The 26,420-nt window shown below is 63.5% G+C and carries 20 protein-coding genes; 7 read left to right on the forward strand and 13 right to left on the reverse strand.

What is annotated here, in order from left to right; all coding sequences use genetic code 11:
• Positions 1-150 precede the first annotated feature (150 nt).
• The 3 genes from CLM72_RS27755 to CLM72_RS27765 all read left to right on the forward strand — a co-directional run bounded on the left by CLM72_RS27755 (position 151) and on the right by CLM72_RS27765 (position 4,633).
• On the forward strand, positions 151-1,071 hold the full coding sequence (locus CLM72_RS27755; protein ID WP_003195523.1) for a hydrogen peroxide-inducible genes activator: 921 nt from the start codon (positions 151-153) through the stop codon (positions 1,069-1,071).
• 8 nt (positions 1,072-1,079) lie between these two features.
• On the forward strand, positions 1,080-3,155 hold the full coding sequence (gene recG / locus CLM72_RS27760) for an ATP-dependent DNA helicase RecG (RefSeq protein WP_034129255.1): 2,076 nt from the start codon (positions 1,080-1,082) through the stop codon (positions 3,153-3,155).
• Between the two features lie 77 nt (positions 3,156-3,232).
• Positions 3,233-4,633 (forward strand): aminoacyl-tRNA deacylase and HDOD domain-containing protein, encoded by a 1,401-nt coding sequence (locus CLM72_RS27765; RefSeq protein ID WP_032894530.1) that lies wholly within the window; start codon positions 3,233-3,235, stop codon positions 4,631-4,633.
• Between the two features lie 129 nt (positions 4,634-4,762).
• Here CLM72_RS27765 and CLM72_RS27770 read toward each other — a convergent pair whose 3' ends face one another.
• From CLM72_RS27770 to tagH, 13 genes are all read right to left on the reverse strand, one after another.
• A complete protein-coding gene (locus CLM72_RS27770) occupies positions 4,763-5,137 on the reverse strand; it encodes a hypothetical protein (RefSeq protein WP_003195530.1) in 375 nt (124 codons plus the stop codon).
• 124 nt (positions 5,138-5,261) lie between these two features.
• Complete coding sequence (gene tagQ / locus CLM72_RS27775; protein WP_003195532.1) at positions 5,262-6,185, reverse strand: type VI secretion system-associated lipoprotein TagQ; 924 nt, start codon at positions 6,183-6,185, stop codon at positions 5,262-5,264.
• Positions 6,186-6,269: 84 nt separating this feature from the next.
• Positions 6,270-7,982 carry an SUMF1/EgtB/PvdO family nonheme iron enzyme gene (locus CLM72_RS27780; RefSeq protein ID WP_105228967.1) on the reverse strand — a complete coding sequence of 571 codons (1,713 nt, stop codon included), beginning with the start codon at positions 7,980-7,982 and terminating at the stop codon, positions 6,270-6,272.
• A complete protein-coding gene (locus CLM72_RS27785; RefSeq protein ID WP_105228968.1) occupies positions 7,975-9,159 on the reverse strand; it encodes an FtsX-like permease family protein in 1,185 nt (394 codons plus the stop codon). The genes CLM72_RS27780 and CLM72_RS27785 overlap by 8 nt, the downstream gene beginning before the upstream one ends.
• Positions 9,159-9,863: an ABC transporter ATP-binding protein gene (locus CLM72_RS27790; RefSeq protein ID WP_060763895.1), complete on the reverse strand. Its 705-nt coding sequence runs from the start codon at positions 9,861-9,863 to the stop codon at positions 9,159-9,161. The genes CLM72_RS27785 and CLM72_RS27790 overlap by 1 nt, the downstream gene beginning before the upstream one ends.
• Positions 9,863-12,841, reverse strand: coding sequence for a serine/threonine-protein kinase (locus CLM72_RS27795; RefSeq protein WP_105228969.1), 2,979 nt, complete (start codon positions 12,839-12,841; stop codon positions 9,863-9,865). Before CLM72_RS27795 ends, CLM72_RS27790 begins: the two co-directional genes overlap by 1 nt.
• Positions 12,838-13,557, reverse strand: coding sequence for a PP2C family serine/threonine-protein phosphatase (locus tag CLM72_RS27800; RefSeq protein WP_105228970.1), 720 nt, complete (start codon positions 13,555-13,557; stop codon positions 12,838-12,840). The genes CLM72_RS27795 and CLM72_RS27800 overlap by 4 nt, the downstream gene beginning before the upstream one ends.
• Positions 13,558-14,211, reverse strand: a complete 654-nt coding sequence (gene tagF, locus CLM72_RS27805; RefSeq protein WP_105228971.1) for a type VI secretion system-associated protein TagF — start codon at positions 14,209-14,211, stop codon at positions 13,558-13,560.
• Entirely contained in the window at positions 14,208-17,708 is a 3,501-nt protein-coding gene (gene tssM, locus CLM72_RS27810; protein ID WP_105228972.1) for a type VI secretion system membrane subunit TssM, read from the reverse strand. The genes tagF and tssM overlap by 4 nt, the downstream gene beginning before the upstream one ends.
• A complete protein-coding gene (locus CLM72_RS27815; RefSeq protein ID WP_054896050.1) occupies positions 17,705-18,994 on the reverse strand; it encodes a DotU family type VI secretion system protein in 1,290 nt (429 codons plus the stop codon). The genes tssM and CLM72_RS27815 overlap by 4 nt, the downstream gene beginning before the upstream one ends.
• 6 nt (positions 18,995-19,000) lie before the next feature.
• Positions 19,001-20,335: a type VI secretion system baseplate subunit TssK gene (gene tssK, locus CLM72_RS27820; RefSeq protein WP_003195550.1), complete on the reverse strand. Its 1,335-nt coding sequence runs from the start codon at positions 20,333-20,335 to the stop codon at positions 19,001-19,003.
• An 18-nt stretch (positions 20,336-20,353) separates the two neighbouring features.
• Positions 20,354-20,863, reverse strand: a complete 510-nt coding sequence (tssJ, locus tag CLM72_RS27825; RefSeq protein ID WP_105228973.1) for a type VI secretion system lipoprotein TssJ — start codon at positions 20,861-20,863, stop codon at positions 20,354-20,356.
• Positions 20,864-20,920: 57 nt separating this feature from the next.
• Entirely contained in the window at positions 20,921-22,249 is a 1,329-nt protein-coding gene (tagH, locus tag CLM72_RS27830) for a type VI secretion system-associated FHA domain protein TagH (RefSeq protein WP_105228974.1), read from the reverse strand.
• Between the two features lie 393 nt (positions 22,250-22,642).
• On the opposite strand from tagH, the gene tssA reads away from it, so the two are divergent.
• The 4 genes from tssA to CLM72_RS27850 all read left to right on the forward strand — a co-directional run bounded on the left by tssA (position 22,643) and on the right by CLM72_RS27850 (position 26,378).
• The gene (tssA, locus tag CLM72_RS27835) at positions 22,643-23,659 is read left to right on the forward strand and encodes a type VI secretion system protein TssA (protein WP_105228975.1); all 1,017 of its coding nucleotides are present in this window, start codon (positions 22,643-22,645) and stop codon (positions 23,657-23,659) included.
• 54 nt (positions 23,660-23,713) lie between these two features.
• Positions 23,714-24,220, forward strand: a complete 507-nt coding sequence (tssB, locus tag CLM72_RS27840; protein ID WP_003195557.1) for a type VI secretion system contractile sheath small subunit — start codon at positions 23,714-23,716, stop codon at positions 24,218-24,220.
• Positions 24,221-24,222: 2 nt separating this feature from the next.
• On the forward strand, positions 24,223-25,719 hold the full coding sequence (tssC, locus tag CLM72_RS27845) for a type VI secretion system contractile sheath large subunit (RefSeq protein WP_003195559.1): 1,497 nt from the start codon (positions 24,223-24,225) through the stop codon (positions 25,717-25,719).
• Between the two features lie 170 nt (positions 25,720-25,889).
• A complete protein-coding gene (locus tag CLM72_RS27850; protein ID WP_003195562.1) occupies positions 25,890-26,378 on the forward strand; it encodes a type VI secretion system tube protein Hcp in 489 nt (162 codons plus the stop codon).
• Positions 26,379-26,420 lie beyond the last annotated feature (42 nt).

Below are 26,420 nucleotides of genomic sequence, written 5' to 3' on the forward strand. Positions count from 1 at the left end.
ACTGTGGGAGGGACTGGTGCCCTCCCACATTCGCTTTATTACTTCAGTAAAATTCCGACACTCCCCACTCAATCCCCAGCAAAGTTCTGATAACGTGCGTCTATCGATTGCAGCCGGTATGCTTGGCCCGCAACCTCATGGACGCCCGCTATGACTCTTACAGAATTACGCTACATCGTGACCCTCGCCCAAGAACAGCACTTCGGCCATGCAGCCGAGCGTTGCCACGTGAGCCAGCCGACGCTGTCGGTGGGTGTGAAAAAGCTTGAAGACGAACTCGGTGTGCTGATTTTCGAGCGCAGCAAGAGCGCCGTGCGCCTCACCCCGGTGGGCGAAGGCATCGTTGCCCAGGCCCAGAAGGTCCTGGAACAGGCGCAAAGCATTCGCGAACTGGCCCAGGCCGGCAAGAACCAGCTGACCGCGCCGCTCAAGGTCGGCGCGATCTACACGGTCGGCCCCTACCTGTTCCCGCACCTGATCCCGCAACTGCATCGCGTCGCACCGCAGATGCCGCTGTATATCGAAGAAAACTTCACCCACGTGCTGCGCGATAAACTGCGCAACGGCGAGCTGGACGCGATCATCATCGCCCTGCCCTTCAACGAAGCGGACGTGCTGACCCTGCCGCTCTACGACGAGCCGTTCTACGTGCTGATGCCAGCCTCCCACCCGTGGACCAAGAAGGACACCATCGACGCCGGCCTGCTCAATGACAAGAGCCTGCTGCTGCTCGGTGAAGGCCACTGCTTCCGCGACCAGGTGCTGGAAGCCTGCCCGACCCTGACCAAGGGCAACGACGGCGCCAAGCACACCACGGTGGAATCCAGCTCCCTGGAAACCATTCGCCATATGGTCGCTTCCGGCCTGGGTATCTCGATCCTGCCGCTGTCTGCGGTAGACAGCCATCACTACGCCCAGGGCGTGATCGAAGTGCGCCCACTCACGCCGCCGGTGCCGTTCCGTACCGTAGCGATTGCCTGGCGCGCCAGCTTCCCGCGCCCCAAAGCGATTGAGATCCTCGCGGACTCGATCCGCCTGTGTTCGGTGGCCAAGCCGCCCGTTGCGAGCTAAGCCACGGTATGACTGAGCTGTCGCAGGTGTCGGTGACGGCACTCAAGGGTGTCGGTGAGGCCATGGCCGAGAAGCTGGCCAAGGTCGGCCTGGAGAACCTTCAGGACGTGCTGTTCCACCTGCCCCTGCGCTACCAGGACCGCACCCGCGTGGTGCCCATCGGCCATTTGCGCCCTGGGCAAGACGCGGTGATCGAAGGCACCGTCAGTGGCGCCGACGTGGTGATGGGCAAGCGCCGCAGCCTGGTGGTGCGCCTGCAGGACGGCACTGGCGGCTTGAGCCTGCGCTTCTACCACTTCAGCAACGCGCAGAAGGAAGGCCTCAAGCGTGGCACCCGCGTGCGCTGCTACGGCGAGGCACGCCCTGGCGCATCGGGCCTGGAAATCTACCACCCGGAATACCGCGCCATTACCGGCGATGAGCCGCCACCGGTGGACACCACGCTCACGCCGATCTACCCGCTGACCGAGGGCCTGACCCAGCAACGCCTGCGCCAGTTGTGCATGCAAACCCTGACGATGCTCGGCCCGCAAAGCCTGCCCGATTGGCTGCCCCTGGAGTTGGCCCGCGATTATCAGCTGGCGCCCCTGGCCGATGCGATTCGGTATTTGCATCACCCACCCGCCGATGCCGATGTGGACGAACTCGCCCTCGGTCATCATTGGGCCCAACATCGCCTGGCCTTTGAAGAACTGCTCACGCACCAGCTGTCCCAGCAACGCCTGCGCGAAAGCATGCGTTCCCTGCGCGCCCCGGCGATGCCCAGGGCCACGCGGCTGCCCGCACAATACCTGGCCAACCTCGGCTTTGCGCCCACCGGCGCGCAACAGCGCGTGGGCAATGAGATCGCCTACGACCTCAGCCAGCAAGAACCGATGCTGCGGTTGATCCAGGGTGACGTAGGGGCAGGCAAAACCGTGGTCGCTGCCCTGGCCGCCCTGCAAGCCCTGGAAGCTGGCTATCAAGTGGCGCTGATGGCACCGACGGAAATCCTCGCCGAACAACACTTCATCACCTTCAAGCGCTGGCTCGAACCGCTGGGCCTGGAGGTGGCGTGGCTGGCTGGCAAGCTCAAAGGCAAGAACCGCGTGGCCGCCCTGGAGCAGATCGCCGCCGGCGCACCGATGGTGGTGGGCACCCATGCGCTGTTCCAGGACGAAGTGCAGTTCAAGAACCTTGCGCTAGTGATCATCGACGAACAGCACCGATTTGGCGTGCAACAGCGCCTGGCCCTGCGCCAGAAAGGCGTGGGCGGGCGCATGAACCCGCACCAGTTGATCATGACCGCCACGCCGATCCCACGCACCCTGGCCATGAGCGCCTACGCCGACCTCGACACCTCGATCCTCGACGAACTGCCGCCGGGGCGTACCCCGGTCAACACCGTGCTGGTCACCGACACCCGGCGCGTCGAAGTGATCGAGCGCGTGCGCGGTGCCTGCGCCGAAGGCCGCCAGGCGTACTGGGTGTGCACCCTGATCGAAGAGTCCGAAGAACTGACCTGCCAGGCCGCCGAAACCACTTATGAAGACCTCACCAGTGCCTTGGGTGAGCTCAAGGTGGGGTTGATCCATGGCCGTATGAAACCGGCGGAAAAAGCCGCGGTAATGGCCGAGTTCAAGGCCGGCAACCTGCAATTGCTGGTGGCTACCACCGTGATTGAAGTGGGCGTGGACGTCCCCAACGCCAGCCTGATGATCATCGAAAACCCCGAGCGCCTGGGCCTGGCGCAACTGCACCAGTTGCGCGGGCGGGTTGGCCGGGGCAGTGCAGCCAGCCACTGCGTGCTGCTCTATCATCCGCCGCTGTCGCAGATCGGTCGACAGCGCCTGGGCATCATGCGCGAAACCAACGACGGTTTTGTCATTGCCGAAAAAGACCTCGAACTGCGCGGCCCCGGTGAAATGCTCGGCACCCGCCAGACCGGCCTGCTGCAATTCAAGGTCGCCGACCTGATGCGCGATGCCGACCTGCTGCCCGCCGTGCGCGATGCTGCGCAAGCATTGCTCGAACGTTGGCCCGATCACGTCAGCCCCTTGCTCAACCGCTGGCTGCGCCACGGCCAGCAATACGGCCAAGTGTGACGCCTGACGCACTTATCCGACCAACACCCGTATCAAGCTGGTTATACTCCAATGAATGTAAGAAATTGGATCAGGCCATGTCAGAAGTTGCCCTCGCCACAGCCCCACTGACCGCCCCGCCGGTCATTCGGGCGCTGCTCGCAAAGCTCGCCATCCCCTACACGGAAGTTATCGAACAGCCTGGCCTGAACCCTGCCCGAAAGGTCCAGGCGGTGTTGCTTGAAGATGCGGTTGGCGCGCTCATGGTGCTGTTCCCCCAAAGCCAATTGCTGGACCTCAACCGCCTCGCCGAACTCACCGGTCGCCGCCTCACGGCCGTCGCCCCCGAGCGGGTCGAGCGCATGCTGGGCAAGCATGACCTGAGCCTGCTGCCGGGCTTGCCGCCCCTGACCAGTTCGCCGTGCCTGTACGAAGGCCGCTTGCTCAATGAGCCGAGCCTGCTGGTGCATTCGGGCGAAGCCGGGCTGTTGCTGGAAATCCCCACCGACGCCTTCAAGAGCCTGCTCACCAAGGCCAGCGCCGCGCAGTTCGGTGAGCCCTTGAGCAACATCCGTCCGAACCTCGACCGCCCCAATGATGACCGCGAGGAAATCACCCAGGCGATGCAAGCCTTCACCGCTCGCCGTATCCAGCAACGCCTGGAAGCGACCATCGAAATTCCGCCGCTGGCCGACACGGCGCAGAAGATCATCAAGCTGCGCGTGGATCCCAACGCCACCATCGACGACATTACTGGCGTGGTGGAAACCGACCCGGCCCTTGCCGCCCAGGTCGTAAGCTGGGCCGCGTCGCCCTACTACGCCTCGCCGGGCAAGATCCGCTCAGTCGAAGACGCCATCGTGCGCGTGCTGGGCTTTGATCTTGTGATCAACCTGGCGCTGGGCCTGGCCCTGGGCAAAACCCTGAGTCTGCCCAAGGACCGCCCGCACCTGTCCACGCCGTACTGGCACCAGTCGATCTACACCGCCGCCGTGATCGAGGGCCTGACCCGCGCCATGCCCCGCGCCCAACGCCCGGAAGCCGGCCTGACCTACCTGGCAGGTTTGCTGCACAACTTCGGCTACCTGCTGCTGGCCCACGTGTTTCCGCCGCACTTCTCGCTGATCTGCCGCCACCTGGAGGTCAACCCGCACCTGTGCCACAGCTACGTCGAGCAACATTTGCTGGGCATCAGCCGCGAACAGATCGGCGCCTGGCTGATGCGCTACTGGGACATGCCGGACGAACTGTGCACCGCCCTGCGCTTCCAGCACGACCCCACGTATGACGGGCAATACGCCGAGTACCCAAACCTGGTGTGCCTGGCGGTGCGCCTGTTGCGCAGCCGGGGGATCGGCTCCGGGCCGGATGAATCCATTCCGGACGCATTGCTGGAGCGCCTGGGCCTGAGCCGCGAGAAGGCCGAGGACGTGGTGGGTAAAGTGCTGGATGCCGAAGTGCTGTTGCGCGAATTGGCTTCGCAGTTCAGCCAGGGGTAAATCTGGCGCCTGTTGCACCGCTATCGCAGGCAAGCCAGCTCCCACAGTGACCGCGTTCCAACGTTGAAATACGGTCAACTGTGGGAGCTGGCTTGCCTGCGATGAAGTCAACTCGGTCTACCTGACCACCTACTTCTTTTTCTTCGGCTTCAAATACTTGGTCAGGCCCTGGAACCAGATCACCAGTGCCGGGTTGCCCTTGATCTGGATCGACTTGTCCTGAATCCCCGTCATGAACGCCAGTTGCTTGTTCTTTGCCTGCATCGTGGCGAAGCCGTAGGCGGCATCCTTGAAGGCAATCGCGAAGGCCGGCGCCGGGTGGACACCTGAGCGGCTGGTGATGCGCTGGTCTTTGACGATGAAGTGACGGGCAACCTTGCCGTCGAGGGTCTGCAGCTGGAAGGCCAGGTCTTTGTCACCCAGTTGCTGCTGGAAGGCGGGGTTGGTGCGGCTGGCTTTGCCCATCATCAGGCCCAGCACCCACAGGAGAAGACGAAATTTCATGCACACGGCCTCGGTGTATTTATTGGAGTGGCCGCAGCAGTGTAACGATTTGCAAAAGGAACGCCACCGATCTCGCGCTTTAGGCGCAGATCGGTTGGCGTTTAACGCTTATAGCAACAAGTACTTAAACGTTAGGGCAAGGCACTGGCGCCCAGTCGGCCAGGTTTGGATTGCGGCAGGTTGCTTCGATCTGGGTCTTGCCCGCACTGGCGACCTGCTTGCTTTCAGCTTGCTTGGCCTGCACGGTCTGGATGCTGCGCTCGGTGGTGACCGCTTCTTTCGGCACTGTCGGCAGAACCGGCTTCTTGGCTGGCTTGACGGCTTTCTTGCCCTTGGCCGGAGCGACCACTGGCGTGGTATCGGCGGTGGCCACGGTCACCACATCGCTGCGCTGTACGCCGACCTGTTGCAGGTCTTTCTCGTAGGCCTGGGTGTAGTTGTTCAGGTCTTCGCTGGCTTTGCCGTTGACCGTCACGATCAGGTCATTGGACTCCTTCAGGCCCGCGACGATTTCCGCCAGGCGCTTGCGGCCTTCGGTGTCGTTGACGGTCTTGGCCTTGCGATCAGCCACCAGCTTGGTGAATGCGCTCTGGTAGCACTGCTGCGACGCCTTGGCATAGGCGGTGCTGCGGTCGATGTCCGAGGCGCTTTTGTTGAAGTCAGTGGAGTAGGACGCGATGCGCTGGTTGTCATCGGTGATCTGTTTCTGGCGCTCGGTGTAGTAACCCGCCGCACCGCCAGCCAGAGCGCCGCCTGCGGCACCGATCGCGGCATTGCGGCCACGGCTGTCCTTGTCGCCGGTCAGCGCGCCCAGCAGGGCACCGCCGGCCGCGCCGATCGCAGCACCGGTGACGACCGACTTGGTCATGTCCGAATCGGTGGCGCGCAGGTGCTGCACCGGCTCGTAGCAGTTGGGGTAGTACTCGACCTTGGTGCTCGACGCCACCTTGGACGCAGGCGACGTAGCGCAACCAGTCAACACGGTGCTGAAACCAGCTGCGATCAGCAGCAGGTGACGCTTGGAAACCGCCTTACGGGAAAAAAGCATAGATGTGATCTCTGTTAAGTTTGACTTGCCCAGCACGGCCCACCGCCGCCTGAGTCCCTTCCAAGCTCGCTAGACAGCCAACGATCAAGACCGCTGACCGCTCGCTGCGAGCAATTCCTTCAAGATCGTTGCCGGGTCGGCCCGCTGTTGCTTGCGGTAGTTGCCGACATGGCGAACGAACAGTGTCGCGCGCGTCACCAGGCTCTTGCCGAGCACTGGCTTGCGATCCAACTCTTCCTTGATCCGTTGAAACTGCGCCTGGATCACCGCATCGGTGTAGCGCGTGCCGGTGGCCAGGTTGTCGATGTAAATCGCCACCGCGCCATCCAACGCGCTGCGTCCATTGGTGATGGCCATGTCGAACAGCTGCGTGCTGGCCTCGTCCTTGCTGTCCACCGCCTGCTGGCGACTCTTCCGCAGGTTGGCCAGGCGGATGTTGTAGTTGCTGATGGTCTCGGCCACCAACGCCGCCGACTGGATCAAATTGCCCGCCGCTTCTTCGCGTTGCTGGGCGATCAGCGACACGTTGCGCTTGAGCTCTTCGTTAACCAGGCCCAGTTCGGCTTGCAGCTTGGGATCGACACTGGCGGCGATGATGCTGTCCAGGCGTTTGGTCGGGTCCTGGGCGTCGTCGATGGCATCGGTCAGCGCGGCCAGGCGGCCCTCCTTCTGCCACTGGGCGAACAGCTCCTTGTAGCGCGAGCGCGGCGCCGACAACGCGCCAATCGCCACGCGAAAACCGGTGGTCTCGTTGCTTTGCTCGGTGCCATCAGCAGCAAACAGCGGGTATTCGCGGCGCATGCCGGTGAACAACGTGCCCTCGCCTTCCAGGTAGTTGCCGCCCTTGACCACAAAGCCGCCGTAGGTGCCCTGGCGGCGGCCGGCGTGTACCAGTTGGAAGGATTCCTGGACCATTTCCGCGGCGTTGCCGATCACGTCGAACATGCCGATGGGGTTAGGCAATTTGGTGCCGATGGGCATCAACCGCGCCGCCTGGCCGGTGCCGCCGGCCACTTGGTTGAACACCGCGTAATCGGCCAGCGGGCCATCGCTTTCACTGCCCTCGGCGCGCCGTGGATACAGGCGGCCTTCCAGGTCCTGGCGGCTCACCGCCTGGCCGCCGCGCGCGGCGTACTCCCACTCCACTTCGGTGGGCAGGCGCACAAAGCCCAGGCCACCGTCTTCGGCCGACGCACCGCGCCCGCTCACCGGCAGCAGTTCGCGGTGGTATTTCATCAGCCAGGCGCTGTACACCGCCGAAAAACGCTCGGCTTCAAAGCGCGACAGTTTCACCTTGGGCAAACGTCCGGCCATACCGGTGGGCGCCTCACACGCCGGCGCCGGTTCGCCGCTGGCCAGGGACTGCGCCTGGGCCATCACCTGGGCGTATTGGCGAGCAGTCACTTCGTATTTGCCAATGAAGTACAGCATGGGCTTGAGCGGGGTCTTGGCGTCGGTCTTCGGCATCTGCGGCGCGATGACCTTGCTCCAGTCTTTGGGCAAGTCTTTGAGGGTGAACTGGCCGTTGATGAAGTCGCGGCGGTAGCCGGAAATAAACGACTGCTGATAACCCGCCTCGCCTTCGGCAAAGGGGTAGCCCAGGTTGATTTCACGGTCATCCAGGGTGCCCTGGGCCAGAATGTAGGCGTAGCGGAATACCATGTTGCCTTCGCAGGGCAGCGGCAGGCTCACGTCGTCCGGCAACGGCTTGGGGTTGTCGAGCTTGTCACTTGCCTCATCGGCCCAGGCCAGCGAGGCCACGCTCAGCGCCACGCAGGCGCCCAATAATTTATACATCTCTGATTCCTTCAGAAGCCTGGATACGGGCCACCCGCCAACCACCACATGCGGCCGCCACGGCGCTGACGCCGAGCACCGCCACCAGGGCCAGGCCGTAATGGCGCGCCAACAGATGGCTGGCGTACTCGCCTGGCACCTGCACAAAAAGCTTGTTCAACGCCGCCTCAGCCAGGCCATACAACCCAACACTGAGCACAGCGGCAAAACCCGCGCTGTATAGCGCTTGCAGCAGCACAAACAGCAACAACGCGGCGGTGGAAAACCCCAGCAGGCGCAACACCGAGAGTTCCCGATGCTTGCGCGCCACCGCCGCCAGGGTGCCCGCGAAAATCGCCGCAAACGCCCCGGCCAACGCCAACCCGGCGATGATCCAGAACACAATCGACAGGTTGCGGCTCAACGATTGCACTTGAGCGATGGTGTGCGCCTGGGTTGAAACCAACAGGTTCTGCCCGGCGAAATACACCCGCAACGGTTCCACATCACTGAGGCTGCGCGCATACAGGCGAAACGCCGGGTAGATACGCTGTTCACTCACGCTTGCCGCTTCACCGGCCCAACCCAACGCCGGCACCGCACGGCCATCGCGGTAATCTTCCGCTGCCTCAAGCAACGCCAGATCGGCAAACAGACCCTCGCGAGCGAACGCCTCCAGCGGCAACACCGCCAGCACCTGCAACCGCGTGCGCTGGGCCTCAACGCGCCCCGCCACTTGCCGCGCAAAGCTGGTTTCCAGCCAGTCACCGGGCCTTGCCGCGAGCTTTTCGGCGGCGGTATGGCTGAGCACGATCTGGTCCAGGCCGTGGGGCATCGGCAAGCCTGCCAACAACGGGTCGCCTGCGGCAGTCGGCAGCATTTCCAGGGTCAAGGTGCCCACCTGCGCCGTGGCCGCAATCTGCCGTGTGCGCGGCACAGCAAACGCGACATCGCTGCGCTCACCCAGCTGCGCGATAAACGCCGCGCTGAATCGACCACCGCCCAACGGGATGACTTCACTGCTGGCGGGGTCGGTCTCCAAGCGTTCGGTCAAACTGCTAACCAGTCCAAATTTCAGCCCGAATAACACCAGCAATGGCGCGATAACCGCCACCAATGCCAACACCGAACAGGCCGACAGCCACCCATCGTTGCGGTAGTCCTGCCACGCAAGCGAAGCAACCAGGCCGATGCGCATCAGCACGCCTCCCCGAGGGTTGCGGTGACGCCGCCGTCTGGGTCGCGCTGGCAACTGATACGTCGTACCTGCAAGCCACTGGCGCGGGCCAGCGGTTCGTCATGGGTGGCGATCACACAGGCCGTACGGTGTTCGCGCGCCTGGGCCAGCAGCGCCTGCATCACGCGCTCGGCGTTGAGCGGGTCCAGGGACGCCGTCGGCTCATCGGCCAGCACCAGTTGCGGCCCATGGGCCAGAGCCCGCGCACAGCTGACCCGCTGGCGTTGGCCCACCGACAACGCGGCCGGGCGCTTGGCCAACTGATCGCTGATCTGCAACTGCTCAGCCAGGCGCGCCACGCGGCCGTCGTCCTGCAAGCCCAGCAGTTGGCGCGACAGCGCGATATTGCCGCGCACATCCAGAAACCCCAGCAACCCCCCGGTCTGCGGCACATAGCCCAGATGCTGGCTGCGCAACGCAGCCAGCGCCGATTGCCGGTCGGCACGCCACAGCGCGCCGATGTCGTGTTGGTTGAATGCAAACTGCCCCACCTGATCCGGCGCCAACACCAGCGCCAGCACGTCGAGCAAGGTGCTCTTGCCGCAACCGCTGGGACCGACAATTGCCAGTTGCTCACCCGCGCCCAGCTGCAACGCAGGGATCACCAGGCTGTAGCGCTGGCTACCGACGCCCCGGCTCTTGTGCACCGCACTCAGGTTCAGCATTACGGCAGCGTCGACAGTGGCACGCGGTACAACGCATCGCCCGGTTCGGCATCGCCGAAACGGACCCAGTTGGTCACGTCGTTATGGAAGGTTTCATACAGACGGATTTTCGAATCCAGCTCGTCGATAAAGTCTTCCTGCTCGGCCACGCTCAATGACAACCACAGGTCCTGGGTCATGTTCAGCGACTTGCTGCGGTACGGCAGGCCCTCCAAGTATTCACCGAGCAGGCCGCCGTCAGCCAGGTTGCCGCCCTTGCGCAGGGCCTGCGGGTCGCGGCTCATATAGGCCGAGGCGCTGGCGATTTCCTGGAAGAAATCCTTGGGCGAGCTTTGGGTCTTGCGCGCCGCATCCACGATCAACTTCAACGATTGTTGCAGGTCGTTGAGTTGCAGCTTGGTCAGCATCACGCACACCTGGAACGCTGGCAGCGCCGGGTTGGTCAGGTCGCGGTCCGCCGTCCAGGCGCTGACTAATTGCGGTGCTTGGCTCGCGGTTTTGCGCCCGAGAAAGTCCATGTGCATGGCATAGCCGACAGCGGCGGACTTGTCCGTCAGACTCGGCGCGGCACTGAGCAACGGCACTGGCTGCGGCGTGTTGCTGCGCACCTGATGCACCAGGTTGGCGAACACCGTGCCGATCTCATCGACGCGCTCACCCAGCTTGCGCACATCGCCCCCTGGCACTGGCGTGTACAGGTCGCCGATCTGCGGGTTGGCGTCGGCGGTGAGAACGCGATACTGGCTCTCGGCGCCGGCATGGGTTTTCTTGCCAGCGTCGGTGCGCAGGTGCAGCGCGTAGATCTTGATCTGCTTGCCCAGCGCCGCCTGGCGCACTTCCGCTTCGTTCATCTGGGTGGCGGCGAACGGGTCGTTCTTGCGCAGCGCGCCGGCATCGGAGACCAGCAGGATGATGCGCCCGCCGTAGCCGGACCAATCCATGCCGTCCACTGCCTGCATCACCCCGGCAAACGCATCTTCGTTGAACGAGTGGCTGGACACCGTCGACGCTTTGACCTGGCGCGCCATATCCAGAAAGCGCTGCGGGTCGCGGCCTTGGTCGAGGCTGATCAGGGTCTTGGCGACATACTCAAGGCCCGGGGTTTTCTGGATGCTGCTGCGAAAGCCGACCATGCCGAAGCTGACGCTGTCCAACTCGCCACGCTCGGCAATGCGGGTTTGCAGCTCATGCACCACGTCGCGAATCTGGTCGATGTAGGGCTGCATCGACACGGTGGTGTCCACCACCAGCACCACCGCCGTGCGGAACGCGTCGGCATTGGCGCTGAGCGTCGGGCTGGCCGGTTTGGCAGCGGCGCGGCTGCCTGGGTCGATGGAGGCCACGTTGAGCAACTGCACCGGCTGGCCGTTGTCGTCGAAGCTCTCCTTGGAATCGAAGATCGGCAACAGGTAGAACTGGTTCTGCGGCACCGCGCTGGCAGTGGGTTCCAGGGCCAGAACTTGCTGGTTGTCTTCACGGTTGTTCTGCGCCTTGGCCAAGGCGCTTTTCGCTGCGGCAGGGTCGGCCAGCAGTTTTTCCACCTCACCGGGCTGGCGCAGGAACATCACGGGCGCACGCCCCGAACGCTCGGTGAACTTGAGCACCAGGCTTTGTTTCCAGTCGCTGACCTGGGAGGCCGGCAGCCAACCGTCGCTGCGACCATCGGTAGCGGCGCCGACGCGTACCCACTGGCTGCCATCGACCTCTTTGCGCTGATACACGTAGAGCACGGAAAACGCCGGCAGCGCTTTACCCGGCGGGCTCCCAGCGTCCACTGAAAGCTGGGCGCCGGGTTTGCTGAGTACACGCTGGAACAAGGTTTTCTTGCCTGCCATCAGCAACGGGCGCTGACCGCCATCCACTTCAGCGACAGCCACGGGCGGCGTCACCTTGGGCACCACGGCTGCTGGCGGCTGGGCCGGTTCATCGCCGCCGCTCAACCACCAGTAGCTGGCGACACCGATGGCCAACGCGACGGCGACCGCCACGGCGGCCAAGGCCAATACCGGCCCTCGGCGCTGCTCGGACGGGGCATTGTGCTGTGTCGGCGTGACCACCGGCTGACGCACTATTGGCTGCGGCTGCGGTGTATCCGTCGGGATATCGATGGTGACAGGCGTGATGCCCGCCAGATCAACGCTCAGTGGAATCGGCAGCGGCCGTACCAGCGTGGCATCCGATTCATCAGCCGGCAGTTGATCCAGCGCCAACAACAACGCTGCCGCATCCGGATAACGCTCCGCCGGGTCCTTGGCCAACAACTTGCGCAGCACACCCTGGTAGCGCCCGTGATGCACCGGCAATTCCGGCAAGGGTTCAGTCAAGTGCGCCAGAGCGGTGGAAAGCGCATCGGTGCCGTTGTAAGGCAGCTTGCCGACGAGGATTTCATACAGCACCACGCCCAGCGCGTAGAGGTCGGCGCGGCCATCAATCTCCTGGCCCCGCGCCTGCTCGGGGCTCATGTAGCTCGGCGTGCCCACGGCAAACCCGGCCTGGGTGAATTGGGTGCGATCGTCCAGCGACTTGGCAATCCCGAAGTCCGACAACACCGCCGTGCCATCGGCCCGGAACAGAATGTTCGCCGGCTTGACGTCGCGGTGCACCAGCCCTTGGGCATGGGCATAGCCCAGGGCCGAGGCAATCTGGCGGATGAGCGTCACGCCCTGCTCCGGGGTCAGCCCAGCAGCAATGCGCTCCTTGAGCGTGCCGTTGGGCAGGTATTCCATGGCCATGTAATAAAGCTCACCGACGTTGCCGATGTCATGGATGGTCACCGTGTGCGGGTGTGACAAGCGCGCCAGGGTCTTGCCCTCGCGCAGGAAGCGTTCGCAGAAACTCGGGTCGGCCGCCAGCGCCGCCGCCATCACCTTCAGCGCCACCTTGCGCTCCAGCGAGCGCTGGGTCGCCAGGTACACGCTGGCCATGGCGCCTTCGCCAATCTCGCCTTCGATGTCATAACCCGGAATGACGATGTTCATGACGAGACCTTCACAACGAGGGTGGTGATGTTGTCCGGTGCGCCTCGGTTGAGGCCCAGGTGCACCAGGCTGCGCACGATTTCATCCGGCGCGTCATGGCTGAGCACGTCGCGGATTTCGTGGTCTTCGACGGTTTTGTTGAGGCCATCACTGCACAGCAAATAGCTGTCGCCGGGAGCGATCAACAGGTCCACCGAGGCGACGTTCAACTGGGCCTCAACGCCAATGGCGCGGGTGACGATATTGGAGCGCGGGTGGGTGCGGGCGTCGGCTTCGCTGAGCAGGCCGCTGTCTTGCAGGTCTTGTACGTAGCTGTGGTCGCGGGAAATGCTTTCCAGCACGCCGTCGCGCAAGCGATACAGGCGACTGTCGCCCGCCCACAGGCACACCCCGCGCAAGCCGCGCGCGGCGAACACCACCACGGTGCTGCCCATCATGGTCACGCCACGGTTGGCGGTTTCTTCGCGCACGGCCGCGTTGATGCGCAGCAGGTCATTGCGCAGCGCCGCCGAGTATTCGTCCAGGGAGCGGCCCAGCGGCACATGGCGCAGGCTATCGACGATCAAGCTGCTGACATAGTCCCCCGCCGCGTGCCCGCCCATGCCATCGGCCACCACCCACAGGCGGTTTTCCGGCAGGTCCAGAAAGGCATCTTCGTTGACTTGGCGAACCATGCCCACATGGCTTTTGCTCGCGGATTTGTACGTCACGCCCATCTACACCACACCTTCTTGTCCGAGCAAAAACTGCGCAAAATCGCTGGCGGCAGGCAAGCCCTGGCACCGTAATAAACCGGGGGAGATACGCTGCGAACCTCGCCCCCACCACAGGCTTGCACCCTCGCACGCCTGTTCGGCCAGCGCGGTCATACGCTGGTGCGGCACGGTGGCTGCCACCCTTTGCAGGCCGGCGAAACGGCTGTCCACCGCCCGCGGCTCGCTGGTCGGCACGCCCAACTCGTCGAGCCCGGCGTTGAAGCTTTCGAAGGTCGCGCCGCTGTCGAGGGTGCTGAGCAACAAGGTTTCAGCCTGCTCGAACCAGGCGTCCGAACCGCCCACCAGCGACGCCGGGTTGGTGTCGTGATCCAGCAAGGTCACCACCGCCAGCGGAAAATACCGCCCAACCCGGTCAATGCTCGGCATCACCACGCCCGCTGCCGCATCCGGCCCGCACACGCCCGGCGCCAGCACAAAACGCCACAACGGGCTGACCAGGTACGCATTCAGCCAGTCAGCGCCGAGGCTGTTCTGGCTGGCGAGCAAACCCGCTGCCAGCCAGCTGTCCCACGGGCCGATAAAGCTCTGGGGCAAGGCGCGGCTGACGAAGTCCCCGCGGCTGGCCAACTTGCCGTAGAAACCCAGGGCCGTCATAGCCGCTCCGGCAGGCTGAAGCCGCTGAGCACGCGGCTCTTGAATGGGTTGAACGCACTGTTGGCGCGCAACTCGTAGGCGATGCTCGAACCATCGACCCGCAGGCGCAGGTTGAAACGGTCCGGCGAGTTGCCTGCCGTGAGGTCTGATTGCTCCAGCAGACGGAACCAGGCCCACGGGCCGTCCAGGGTGATACCGGAGCGACCACTGGCCGACGGCGGCATGATGGAAATACGCACCACGCCAATGCTGCCGGGGTTCGGCCATTGCATCGCCACCGGCCGGCTCGGGCCGTGGTCGTAGCTCAATTGCTGGCCGTCCAGATCAAGCAGGAACTGGGTGATGGTGGGGTCCATCGACACCGGCTTGAGTTCGAAACGCACGATGGGTTGGGTGCCACCGGAGCGGAAGAACGCGTCCCGAATCGTCGCCGCCCGCTGGAAGGTTTGCAGCACGCCAGGAGCAATTCCCAGCTTCTGCGCCGCCCCCGGTTGCCAGCGCCAGGTCTGTGCCGACGTGTCCACATAGGGCTGCAGGTATTTGCGGAAGTAGTTGTCCATCACCCCGCCCACACCGAAAAACTGGCCGAAGTCATCCAGGGTGGCGTCCCGCGCACTGCCCGGCGACATCGGGTAGCGCCCGGCCAACGACTGGCGATACACGTTGACCACTTCACTGACCCAGGCCGCGTTCAGCTGGTTACGCACCCCGCCCATCATGCTGTTGGTGGTGGAATTGACCACCGACTTGACCATGCCCTGCACCAGCGGCGGCTGGCGCTCGGCGTTCAGGCTGACCCGCGTGGCGGCAGCCGCCGCCTGGTTCTTGGCCTCGCCGAGCAAGGCATCGCCGCTGGCACCGACCATGGCGCTGACCTGCACATACAGCGCATTCATATCCGACAGCAGGCCGTCGATGGCCGCCAGTTCGCCTTCGTTTTTGCTGACGATGCTGTTGAGTTCGGCAAAGTGCGCGGTCACCGGATCATCCGCCGGTGCCGGGGCATTCGCCGTCGGTTGTGCCTCGCCCAGCAAACTGCCGAGGCGCTCCTTGAGCTTGTCCACGCCGCCTTCCACCGGCACGCCTTTGGCGGCCAGTTGGCGTTCTTCGGCTTGCAGGTCGGTTTCCCTGGCGACCGCCACCAACAGCTTTTTCAGCGGCGAAGTCGGCCCGGAAATCACCCGCAGCACATCGGCGGCCTGTGCCACGCTGGTGATCGGCACAAAGTCGATGTCGGCGAGCAACGCGTCCCACTGGCGCTGGTAATCCTGGAAGTACAAGCGGCGCACGTCGGCGGCCAGGCTCACCACGTTCTGCTGGTCGGCCTGTTCATGGCCCAGCACCCATTGCTCTTCGGCCAGGGTGCCGGCCTGGTTCAGGCTGCTGAGCAAGAACGCCTGGCGATAGCCCTTGGCAGTGAAGAAACCACTCAACGGCTCGCCCAACGGCTTGCCGCTCTTGCGGCTGAACACCAGTGCGGCATCGCGACCGGCGGCCTCATTGAGACGAAAGTCCGGGATACCCTCGGGCAGCTTCTGGCGCTTGACGCGGTCGTACACGCGCTGGGCTACCGGCAATTGCTGCAATTGGCGACGCAGGTCGTCGATCAGGCGTGGGTCCAGGCGCGCGCTCGGCGGGTGACGTTCGAACAGCGCTTGCAAGTGCCCAGCCAGGGCCTGGCGCTGGTCGGCCGGCAGGTCGCGGGGCAGGTTGCGGTCCCAGTCCAGGGCGATCCAGGCCTTGATGAAGTCCGGGTCGTAATGCTCGGTGTCGGCGAGCATCAGGTAAGCCTTGAGGCCCTCATAGAGAAAGTCCGAGTTGCCGCCGCCGTGCAGTTGCTCTTCGATACGCGTCACCAGGCGTGGCGCGAACACGGCGATCAAGAGTTTGCGGTACACGCTGGCGGACTCGGCTTCGAGCATATCGCCCTGGTACAGCCCCAGCCCTTCGGACCAGCTCGGTGAGTCCCCCGCCAGGTTCTTCACCGCGTTGAGCAACGGCAGCACGGCGAGCACTTCCCGTTGTGCCGGGCTCAGGTTCTGTACGGTCTGGCCCAGTGGCGCGACCTTCTGATCGACCTGGGCGATATACGCTTGGTTGGCGCGATAGCTCACCCACCACAGGCTGCTGACCACCACCACCAGCGCGACGGTGGCCGCCAGTACGCCACGCGCAATCCACTTGCGACGCCGTTCGACCTTCGGGTTCACACCCACCAAACCACGCTCGGCAAAGGCCACGGTGGTGAAGAGTCTTTCGATGAAGTAACTGCGCCCGGTGCCGCTCTGGCGCGCCAGGTGCTGGCGGTCCAGGTTCATACTCTGGGCCATGGCACCGATCAGGCGGTCAATCGGGCTGCCTTCCTGGGTGCCGCTGGTGAAGTACACGCCACGCAGCAACACGCGCTCTTCAAAAGCGTTGGGTTTGAACACGCCTTCGAGGAAGCTTTGCAGGCAATCTTTCAGCGCGCCGAACTGCTGCGGGAAGCCGTAGATCAGATCGCGTCGTGCCGGGTCGCGTTCCTGCTGCAAGCGCTCGACCAGGCGTTCGTTGAGACGCTGCTCCAAGCCCGCGAACTCGCTTTGCAGGTGCGCCAGCGGGCTGTCGCTGTTTTTGCCGTCGTCCAGGGCAAAGGTCATGCCCCACACCTGGGCGCGCTCTTCCTTGCTCAGGTTGTCGAAGAACTCCATGAAGCCCGGCACCAGGTCGAGCTTGGTGAGCATCAGGTAGATCGGGAAACGCACGCCCAGCTGCGTATACAGCTCCTGGATGCGCAGGCGAATCGCGGCGGCATGGGCTGCGCGCTCGGCGTCGGTGCCCAGCAGCAGATCCGAGAGGCTGATGGCGATAAACGCCCCGTCGATCGGACGGCGCGAACGCTGCTTTTTCAGCAAATCGAGAAAGCCCAGCCAGGCGGCTTTGTCCACCGTGGAGTTGCTGTCCTGGGTGGTATAGCGGCCAGCGGTGTCGAGCAATACGGCCTGGTCGGTAAACCACCAGTCGCAGTTGCGCGTACCACCCACGCCCCGCACCGCACCGGCGCCCAATTGCGCCGCCAGCGGGAAATGCAGCCCGGAATTGACCAGCGCGGTAGTCTTGCCCGAGCCCGGCGGACCGATGATCACATACCACGGCAACTCGTAGAGGTTGCGGCGCTCATCGCCGCCCAGCTTGGCCTTTTTCAGCAGTGCCAGGGCTTCGTCCATGCGCTGGCGCAGCGTGGACAGCTCTTCGGCGGTCGCAACGCTGTTGGGGTCGACCGGGGTTTCTGCGGCCAGGCTGCGCATCACTTCGGCGGCCTGGCGACTGGCCTGGATAATGCGGAACACGCGGTAGGCCACCCACAGCGCAAACACCAGCACGATCAGCGCCCAACGGCGCCCTTCGGGCACCAGCACGTCCAGCAGCGGGCCAACAAACCAGATGATCAGGCTCAGGGCAATCAGGCCCAGCACGGGGATCACCCAGCGAATCATGAAACTGAAAAACGCCTTCACTCGACGCCCTCCGCCAATACGGTGATTTCAACCCGACGATTGCGGGCACGGCCTTCGGCAGTACTGTTGGTGGCCAACGGCTCGGTGTCGCTGCGGCCTTCGGCACTGAAGCGCTCGGCCTGGCCGGTCTTGGCCGCGAGAATTTCCAGCACTGACTTGGCCCGGGCTTCGGACAACGCCCAGTTGGACGGGAAGCGCAACGTGGCAATCGGGCGGTTGTCGCTGTGCCCGGTGACACGCACCTGGCCCTTGACCTTGCGAATGGCGTCAGCGATGCGCAGCATCAGCGGTTGGTAGTCATCGACGATGCTGGAGCTGGCCGAGGCGAACAGCTCATCGCCACGAATGGTCACCACAGAGCGGTCAACCTTGTCTTCCACGGCCACGCGGCCGGCCTTGATGTCATCGGCCAGGAACCCGGCCAGGCGCGGGCGCTCAATCACTTTGGGCTGCGCCACCGGACGGTCGATGGCCTGCACCGGGATCTCGCCCAGGGCATGAATATTCTTGAACACCGGCTCTGCGTCCGAGGCCAGCTTCATGCGCAGGCCGAACAGCAACGCCAACAGCAGCGCCAAGCCAATCGCCACGGCAATCCATGGCGGCATGAATTGCGCCAGGCGATCACGGGCCACGGTCACACCGCGCCAGTGCGGCGACAGCTCACGCTCGTGCTCGCCACGGGCGCTGCGTATCGCTGCGGCGGTGCGTTCACGCAAGGCTTCCAACTGGCTGCGCCCGTCGGTCATCACGCGGTAACGCCCTTCAAAACCCAGGCACATGCACAGGTACAACAGCTCCAGCAGGTACAGGCGTTCCCGTGGGCTTTGCAGACAGTGGTCAAGCAACTGGAAAACCTTTTCGCCACCCCAGGCTTCGTTGTGCACGGTGATCAGCAGGCTCTGCTTACCCCAGTCACTGGTGCTGCCCCACGGCGTGCTCAGCACCGCTTCATCCAAGGCAGTGCACAGCGCGTAACGGGCCAACAGCACTTCATTGCGTGCCACACCGGCGGCTTCGGCGCGTTCTTCGAACTGGCGCAGGTACGCCAGCAACTGCGCACGCAGGCTGGCCGGCGCGGGATGGGCGATGGTGTTGCGCAACCGCGTCAACAACGCCAGCAACGGGCCGGCGGCACTTTCCAGCGGGTTGAGGCCCTGGCTCTTGCCGGTAAGGATCGGCGCAGCCGGCATCGACAGCGGCGCAGGTTCGGCACGCGCGGGTGCAGGCTCTCGGCCACCCGGGCGCGGCATGAACTGGGTGCGGTCATCATCATTGGGATGCATCGCCAATTATCCTCGGATCGCCCAGAAGGCCAGGTTCAAGCCCGGGAACTGCCCGGCGATATGGAAAGCGAAACCGCCGGAATTATTCAGCTGCTGCCAGTGCTCGCTGCCACGGTCCAGCTCGTAGTAGGTGCTGCCGGCGTGGTAAGGCAATTGGCGCGGCGCCACCGGCAACGGCAGCAGGCCGATGCCCGGCAGTTGCAGGTTGACCATGTCGCGGATGTGCTCCACCGAGCCGACCTTGCTCTGCTGGCCGAAACGCGCACGCAGGGTTTCGCCGGGCACATCGGCGCGTACCACGAGGATGAAACTGGCGTTGTCGAGCAGGGTCTTGTCGGCCAACATCGCCACATGGATGCCGTAGGCTTTCTCCACAATCGGGATCGGCGTGGCCTTGCTGTCGATGAGCATCGACAGCGCCTCACGCAAGGCCGCCATCACCGGCATGAAGCTCAGGGCCAGGTCATCGTGCTGGTACTGCGGGTATTCCTGGGGGCGACGGCTGGAGGTTGAGAAGGTGGAAAACTCACCGGCCAGGCTGACCAGTTCGCTGAAGAAGCGCTCCGGGTGCAACGGGCTCAACTGGCTGAAGTGCTGGATCAGCGGCTGGGCGCGGTTGACCAGTTGCAGCAGCATGAAGTCGGCGATCTCCGAGGCACCACCGGCACCCGAGGCCACCACGCGGCCGGCCAGGGCTTCGCCACGCTGGTGCAACAGGCCCAGCAGTTCGCTGCGAAAGGCCGTCAGCGGTTTGCTCGCGGCCACGTCCAGCACGGGCGGGATGTAAGTGTCATCGAGCACCAACGCACGGTCGGCACGCTTTTCCTTGATGCGTACCAGGCCGATGGCGGCGTAGTCGCTGATGCCGTCCTGCGCCGTCAGCAGGCGCAACGCCCGCGACCCCACGGCCACCGGTGCACGGTTTTCGAACGGGGCGTTGTCGTCGCGCACTTCACGCACCTGGCTCACGTAGCGCGCGGCTTCCAGGGCCTCGCCCTCGTCCACCGTGTCACGGGCGCCGGCGCGCTTGAGCGGCAGGGCCAGGTACACCAGGCCGTCGCGCAGGTTGTCGTCGATGTTCAACGGGCTCGGCGCCAGGTCGTCCTGGGGAATATTGAACGGCGTGCCATCGGGCAACAGGCCGCGGGCCGACACGATCGCCAGCTTGCCCTGGGCCAGCAGGCCCTGGTCGATCAGCAGCTCGGAGAACCCCCAGGCACCCGCCGACAACGGGCGGCTGCGGGCGTCGATCAGGTTTTCCAGGTAACGGTCATGCTGCTGGAAGTGCTGCGTTCCGATGAACATGCCTTCCGACCAGACCACGCGATTGTTCCAGGACATGGGGGCTCCGATTGCTTGTTATTGGGCTGGGCTGGATGGGGAAGCCACGACGTCGGCACGCACGGCATGCACGTCGAGGCTGATCTGGTATTCGCTGTATTGGCGCGGCGGCACGTTGATGACCGTGCGCCATTGCGCACGGTCCAACTCGCGGTAGCCCACCAGCAAGCCGATATGGCGCGTTGACGGGTCAAGATCGCGCTGCAGACTCAGTTGTTGGCCGGGCTGCACCATCACTTCGTCCTGGTCCAGCAGGTCGAGGCCGAGGGTGGATTGCGCACGGTCAGCCAGGGCGAAGTAATCGGAGCGTGAAAAGGTCGCGGCGTTTTTCAATTCGAAAATGCGCACTCGCACCGGCGCGGCCTGGCCGTTGGCACCGGGGTTAAGCCCGGCAATCGCGTGAAAGTGCAACTCGATGGCGGCCGTGTCGGCTTCGGCCTCGGCGGCCACCTGGGGTTTGGCAGTGTCGTTGGCACACGCCGTCAGCAGCAGCGCGGTGGCGGCTGCGAGTAAAAACCTGGGAATCATCCTGCGTCCTCAATGACGTATTTAGCTATCCGTTTTATCCATTAGTGCGAGGCGTTTTCAGCGTCGCTGTCGTGCACTGTGCTCTTCGTAGGCCCGGCTGAATTCGCGACCGAACAGGTCCTGGAAATCTTCCTGGGCCTCACGGGAAATGTTGCTGTAGAGCTCGGTGAACTGCTGCCAGTACTGGGCCTGGCGCGAACCGTTGAACAGACTGGAGAGGCCGCCGGGTTTGCCCATGCGCTCCTCCAATTGCGCCGGTTCAAATCGCGTGAGCAGGTGCTTGATCGCCGCTTCCACGCCAGCCATCACGGCCAATTGGTGGGCGCGCAGGTCGTCGAAACTGTCACGTACGGCAAGGTCCGGCGCCATGAACGCCTGGTTGCCATGACGTAGCAACAGCAGTAACGCTTCATCGGCATTCGGGGCGAATTTCAATGGGTTGTTTTCGGCGGGGCGGATCATCGTCTGCTGCATGCGGAACTCGCCCTTGAGGCTGGCACGGGCGCGCAACACGTCGATCAGGCCCTCGACCATCAGCCGGTAGCTGCGGCCGATGCTTTCCATCTGCGCGCAGGCGTCGGCTTTGTCCAGGCGCAACTGGTCCAGGCCCGCACCGCGCAGGAAGGCTTGCAGGAGGTCCGGTGGTGGCTCGGCATTGGCCACGGGGAGCGCAACAGGCTCGACCACGGGCGGCGGCGGGATGATCGGTGCTGGGGCGGGCGCAGCATTGACGGCGGGTGCGGGCGCGTCGCTGAACAGGTCCCAGTCTTCGGGAATCACCGAGCCTTGCACCAATGGCTTTTCGGGCGCCGGTACGGCCACTGGAGCCGGGGGGCGAAAATCGTGTTGCTCGGACGGCACATGGTCCGCCACGGTGGGCGGCGGCACGGCGGTGGGGCTGAGGAAATCGAATAGGTCTGGCAAGGTTTCCATGGACGAGGCGCCCTGGAACTGCGGCGCGATCATCGGCGTGGGCACAGGTTGGCTCGCCACGGCGCCCATCAGCGCTTCAAAGCTGTTGGGTGAGTCACCGGCAAATGGCTGGCTGTCGATGGCCTGCACGTTAAAGTCGATGCGCGCCTGGATTTCGTAATCGCCGATGCGGATCAACTCGCCATCTTGCAACGGCTCGCTGTTACCCCGACGCATACGAATACCCGCCTTGACCAACTCCACACCATTGGTGCTGTTATCGGTCAAATAATAACGGCCATCTTTGTATTGAATAACGCAATGTTGCGAAGAGACGAGACGCTCAGGATCGGGCAATACCCAGTCATTGTCAGAACTACGGCCAATAGCCATCACGCCCTGATCCATGGACTTTTCGGGGCATTGCCCAGGGGTGATCTTGTGATAACTAGTGATAGTCAAACACAGCGACATCTTGCCTCCTTGCTGATACATCGCGCGCAGTCTACCCAGGAGGCAGCACCGCCCTGGAGAGTCCCGTCCTGTCGTACAAACGACCGCCAAAATCTGCTTTTACCAGCATGATCGCTGATCTTAACTGGCTTCCATGACAAAAATCCGCTCTGGGCGCGCCTTTCGACTCGCCAGTCGCGCAGGTTGTTAAACACCGCACATCTGTCACAGAGGGCGAATAGCTTACCTTGACAAGCCATAAGTACTACACCAAAAATGCACAACTTCTTGAACATCAGTGATGGCACAGTAGTGGCGCGCTGAGTGTATGACCAAGAAAACATGCAAAGTTCATTACGCAACTAGTGCATGAATTGCCCGCCATCCAGCGGGCCGATAAGGAGATCGAATTCAGTGGATGTGCCGTTGCTGCTCACCGCCGTTTCCGCGACGTCGCCCTGTGGCGAGGACATGGAATATGACGCGCAATTTCTGCAGTTGGAACGTGATGCCAAGGGCCAACCCGAACGCAGCATGGGCGACTCGATCCTGCCCGCTGAGCCGCCCGAGTGGCGCAGCATCCAGCAGCAAAGCCTCGACCTGTTGCAGCGCAGCAAAGACCTGCGCATCACCCACTTTCTGCTGCAAAGCACCCTCGCCCTCCAGGGTGTGGCCGGGCTGGCCGAAGTCCTCACGCTGATCGACGCCTTGCTGCGCCAATACTGGGCCGATCTGCACCCGCGCCTGGATGCCGACGATGACAACGACCCCACCGTGCGCATCAACGCCCTTACCGGCCTGACCTGCGACACCAATATTCGTCTGCTGCGCGAAAGCATCCTGACGCGCTCGCGCACCTTCGGGCCCGTGACCTTGCGCGCAGCACTCAACGCCAGCGGCCTGCAGAGTTTTGCCGATGAGCAGTTGGGCAACCAGCAACTCAACGCCGCGTTCCTGGACAGCGACCCCGAACAACTGCAAGCCACCCGTGACGCCTTGAGCGCGGCGCGTGCGGCGTGCGAGGCCATTGAGCAACAGGTCAATGACCAAGTCGGTTCCGCCCAGGGCGTGGACCTAAGCGCCTTGAAGCAGCCGCTCAAACAGGCCCTGCAACTTCTCAATCAAGCGGTGCCAGGCACCGACAGCAGCAGCGATCCCGAGGCCGTCAGTGAAGACAATGCCCCCTCGGTCGACGCCGCCGCGCCCGCAGCCCCTCGCCCGACGGGCGACATCGCCACCCGCGACGATGTGCTGCGCAGCCTCGACAAAATCCTCGCGTACTACACCCGCCACGAGCCTTCGAGCCCGCTGCCGGTGTTGTTGAACCGAGCCAAGAATCTGGTGCATGCCGACTTTGCGGCCATCGTGCGCAATCTGATTCCCGATGGCATGTCCCAATTTGAAAACCTGCGCGGCCCCGACAGCGAGTAAGCCGCCGGACCGTGCAGTAACAACACCGTCGCTCAAGCGACCAGGAGCAGCAACGTGGCGAAGCAAAGTTCTCAGAAATTCATCGCGCGCAACCGTGCGCCTCGAGTGCAGATCGAGTACGACGTCGAGCTTTACGGCGCCGAGAAAAAGGTCCAGCTGCCCTTCGTGATGGGCGTGATGGCCGACCTCGCCGGCAAGCCTGCCGAGCCGCTGGCACCCGTGGCCGACCGCAAGTTCCTTGAAGTGGACGTCGACAACTTCGACTCACGCCTCAAGGCCATGCAGCCACGCGTCGCGTTCCACGTACCCAATGAGCTGACAGGCGAAGGCAACCTGAGCCTGGACATCACCTTCGAGAGCATGGACGACTTCAGCCCGGCCGCCGTGGCCCGCAAGGTCGACTCCCTGAACCAGTTGCTCGAAGCCCGCACCCAATTGGCCAACCTGCTGACCTACATGGACGGCAAGACTGGCGCTGAAGAAATCATCATGAAGGCGATCAAGGACCCGGCATTGCTTCAGGCACTTGCCAGCGCGCCCAAGCCTGCAGGGGAGCAGTAATCATGACGGACAATACCGCCCGCGAAGGCAGCCAGATCCTGGGTACCACCGAAGAAGCCAGCGAGTTCGCGAACCTGCTGCTGCAAGAATTCAAGCCCAAGACCGAGCGTGCCCGCGAAGCCGTTGAAACCGCGGTGCGCACCCTGGCTGAACAGGCCCTGGCGCAAACCGACCTGGTGTCCAACGACGCGATCAAGTCGATCGAATCGATCATCGCCGCCATCGACGCCAAGCTCACCGCCCAGGTCAACCAGATCATCCACCACCAGGATTTCCAACAACTGGAAAGCGCCTGGCGTGGCCTGCATTACCTGGTCAATAACACCGAGAGCGATGAGCAACTGAAGATTCGCGTGCTCAACATCTCCAAGCCAGACCTGCACAAGACCCTGAAGAAATTCAAGGGCACCGCGTGGGACCAGAGCCCGATCTTCAAGAAGATGTACGAAGAAGAATACGGCCAGTTCGGTGGCGAACCTTACGGCTGCCTGGTGGGTGACTACTACTTCGACCAGTCGCCGCCCGACGTGGAACTGCTGGGCGAGCTGTCGAAAGTCTGCGCCGCCATGCACTCGCCTTTCATCGCTGCGGCCTCGCCGACCGTGATGGGCATGGGTTCGTGGCAGGAACTGTCGAACCCACGCGACCTGACCAAGATCTTCACCACCCCGGAATACGCCGGCTGGCGCTCGCTGCGTGAATCGGAAGACTCGCGCTACATCGGCCTGACCATGCCGCGCTTCCTGGCACGCCTGCCGTACGGCGCCAAGACCGATCCGGTGGAAGCCTTCGCTTTCGAAGAAAACACCGACGGCGCCGACAGCTCCAAGTACACCTGGGCCAACGCCGCCTACGCCATGGCAGTGAACATCAACCGTTCGTTCAAGCACTACGGCTGGTGCTCGCGCATCCGCGGCATCGAGTCTGGCGGCGAAGTGGAAAACCTGCCGGCCCACACGTTCCCTACCGATGACGGTGGCGTGGACATGAAGTGCCCGACCGAAATCGCCATCAGTGACCGCCGTGAAGCGGAACTGGCGAAGAACGGTTTCATGCCGCTGCTCCACAAGAAAAACACCGACTTCGCCGCGTTCATCGGCGCCCAGTCGCTGCAGAAACCTGCCGAATACGACGACCCGGACGCCACCGCCAACGCCAACCTGGCCGCACGCCTGCCATACCTGTTCGCCACCTGCCGTTTCGCCCACTACTTGAAGTGCATCGTGCGCGACAAGGTCGGCTCCTTCAAAGAGAAGGACGAAATGCAGCGCTGGTTGCAGGACTGGATCCTCAACTACGTCGACGGCGACCCGGCGCACTCCACCGAAACCACCAAGGCCCAGCACCCGTTGGCGGCGGCCGAAGTGATCGTGGAAGAAGTCGAAGGCAACCCGGGGTATTACAACTCCAAGTTCTACCTGCGCCCGCACTATCAGCTTGAAGGGCTGACGGTGTCGCTGCGCCTGGTATCGAAACTGCCTTCGGCAAAAAGCGCATAAGTAACGATTGAGCTAGCTCTTCTGTGGGAGCCGGGCTTGCCCGCGATGCGGGCGATGCGGTCTGCCAGTCAGACCGCGTTGATGCAATCGCAGGCAAGCCAGCTCCCACAGAAAAGCACTGCCCTTTGGGCATAACCCATTCAGTGGCCTGAGCCACACAGGGAGAAAACATGGCTGTTGATATTTTCATCAAGATCGGCGACATCAAGGGCGAGTCCATGGACAAGGCCCACAAGGACGAAATCGATGTGTTGAACTGGAGCTGGGGCATGTCCCAGTCCGGCAACATGCACGTCGGCGGTGGCGGTGGCGCGGGCAAGGTGAATATCCAGGACCTGTCGCTGACCAAATACGTCGACAAGGCTTCGCCCAACCTGATGATGCACTGCGCCAGCGGCAAGCACATCGACAAGGTCAAGCTGACCGTGCGCAAGGCCGGTGGCGAGAGCCAGGTCGAGTACATGGTGATCAACCTGGAAGAAGTGCTGGTCACCTCCTTGAGCACCGGCGGTTCGGGCAGCGATGATCGCCTGACCGAAAACGTCACCCTGAACTTTGCCCAAGTGATGGTCGACTACCAGCCGCAGAAAGCCGACGGCACCAAAGACGGCGGCGCCATCAAGTTTGGCTGGAACATCCGCTCCAACACCAAACGCTGATAGCCCGTGTGGCCGTGGCCCGGTGCCACGGCCATTGTGTCC

It is taken from the genome of Pseudomonas sp. MYb193 (assembly GCF_002966775.1).
Classification (GTDB): domain Bacteria; phylum Pseudomonadota; class Gammaproteobacteria; order Pseudomonadales; family Pseudomonadaceae; genus Aquipseudomonas; species Aquipseudomonas paracarnis.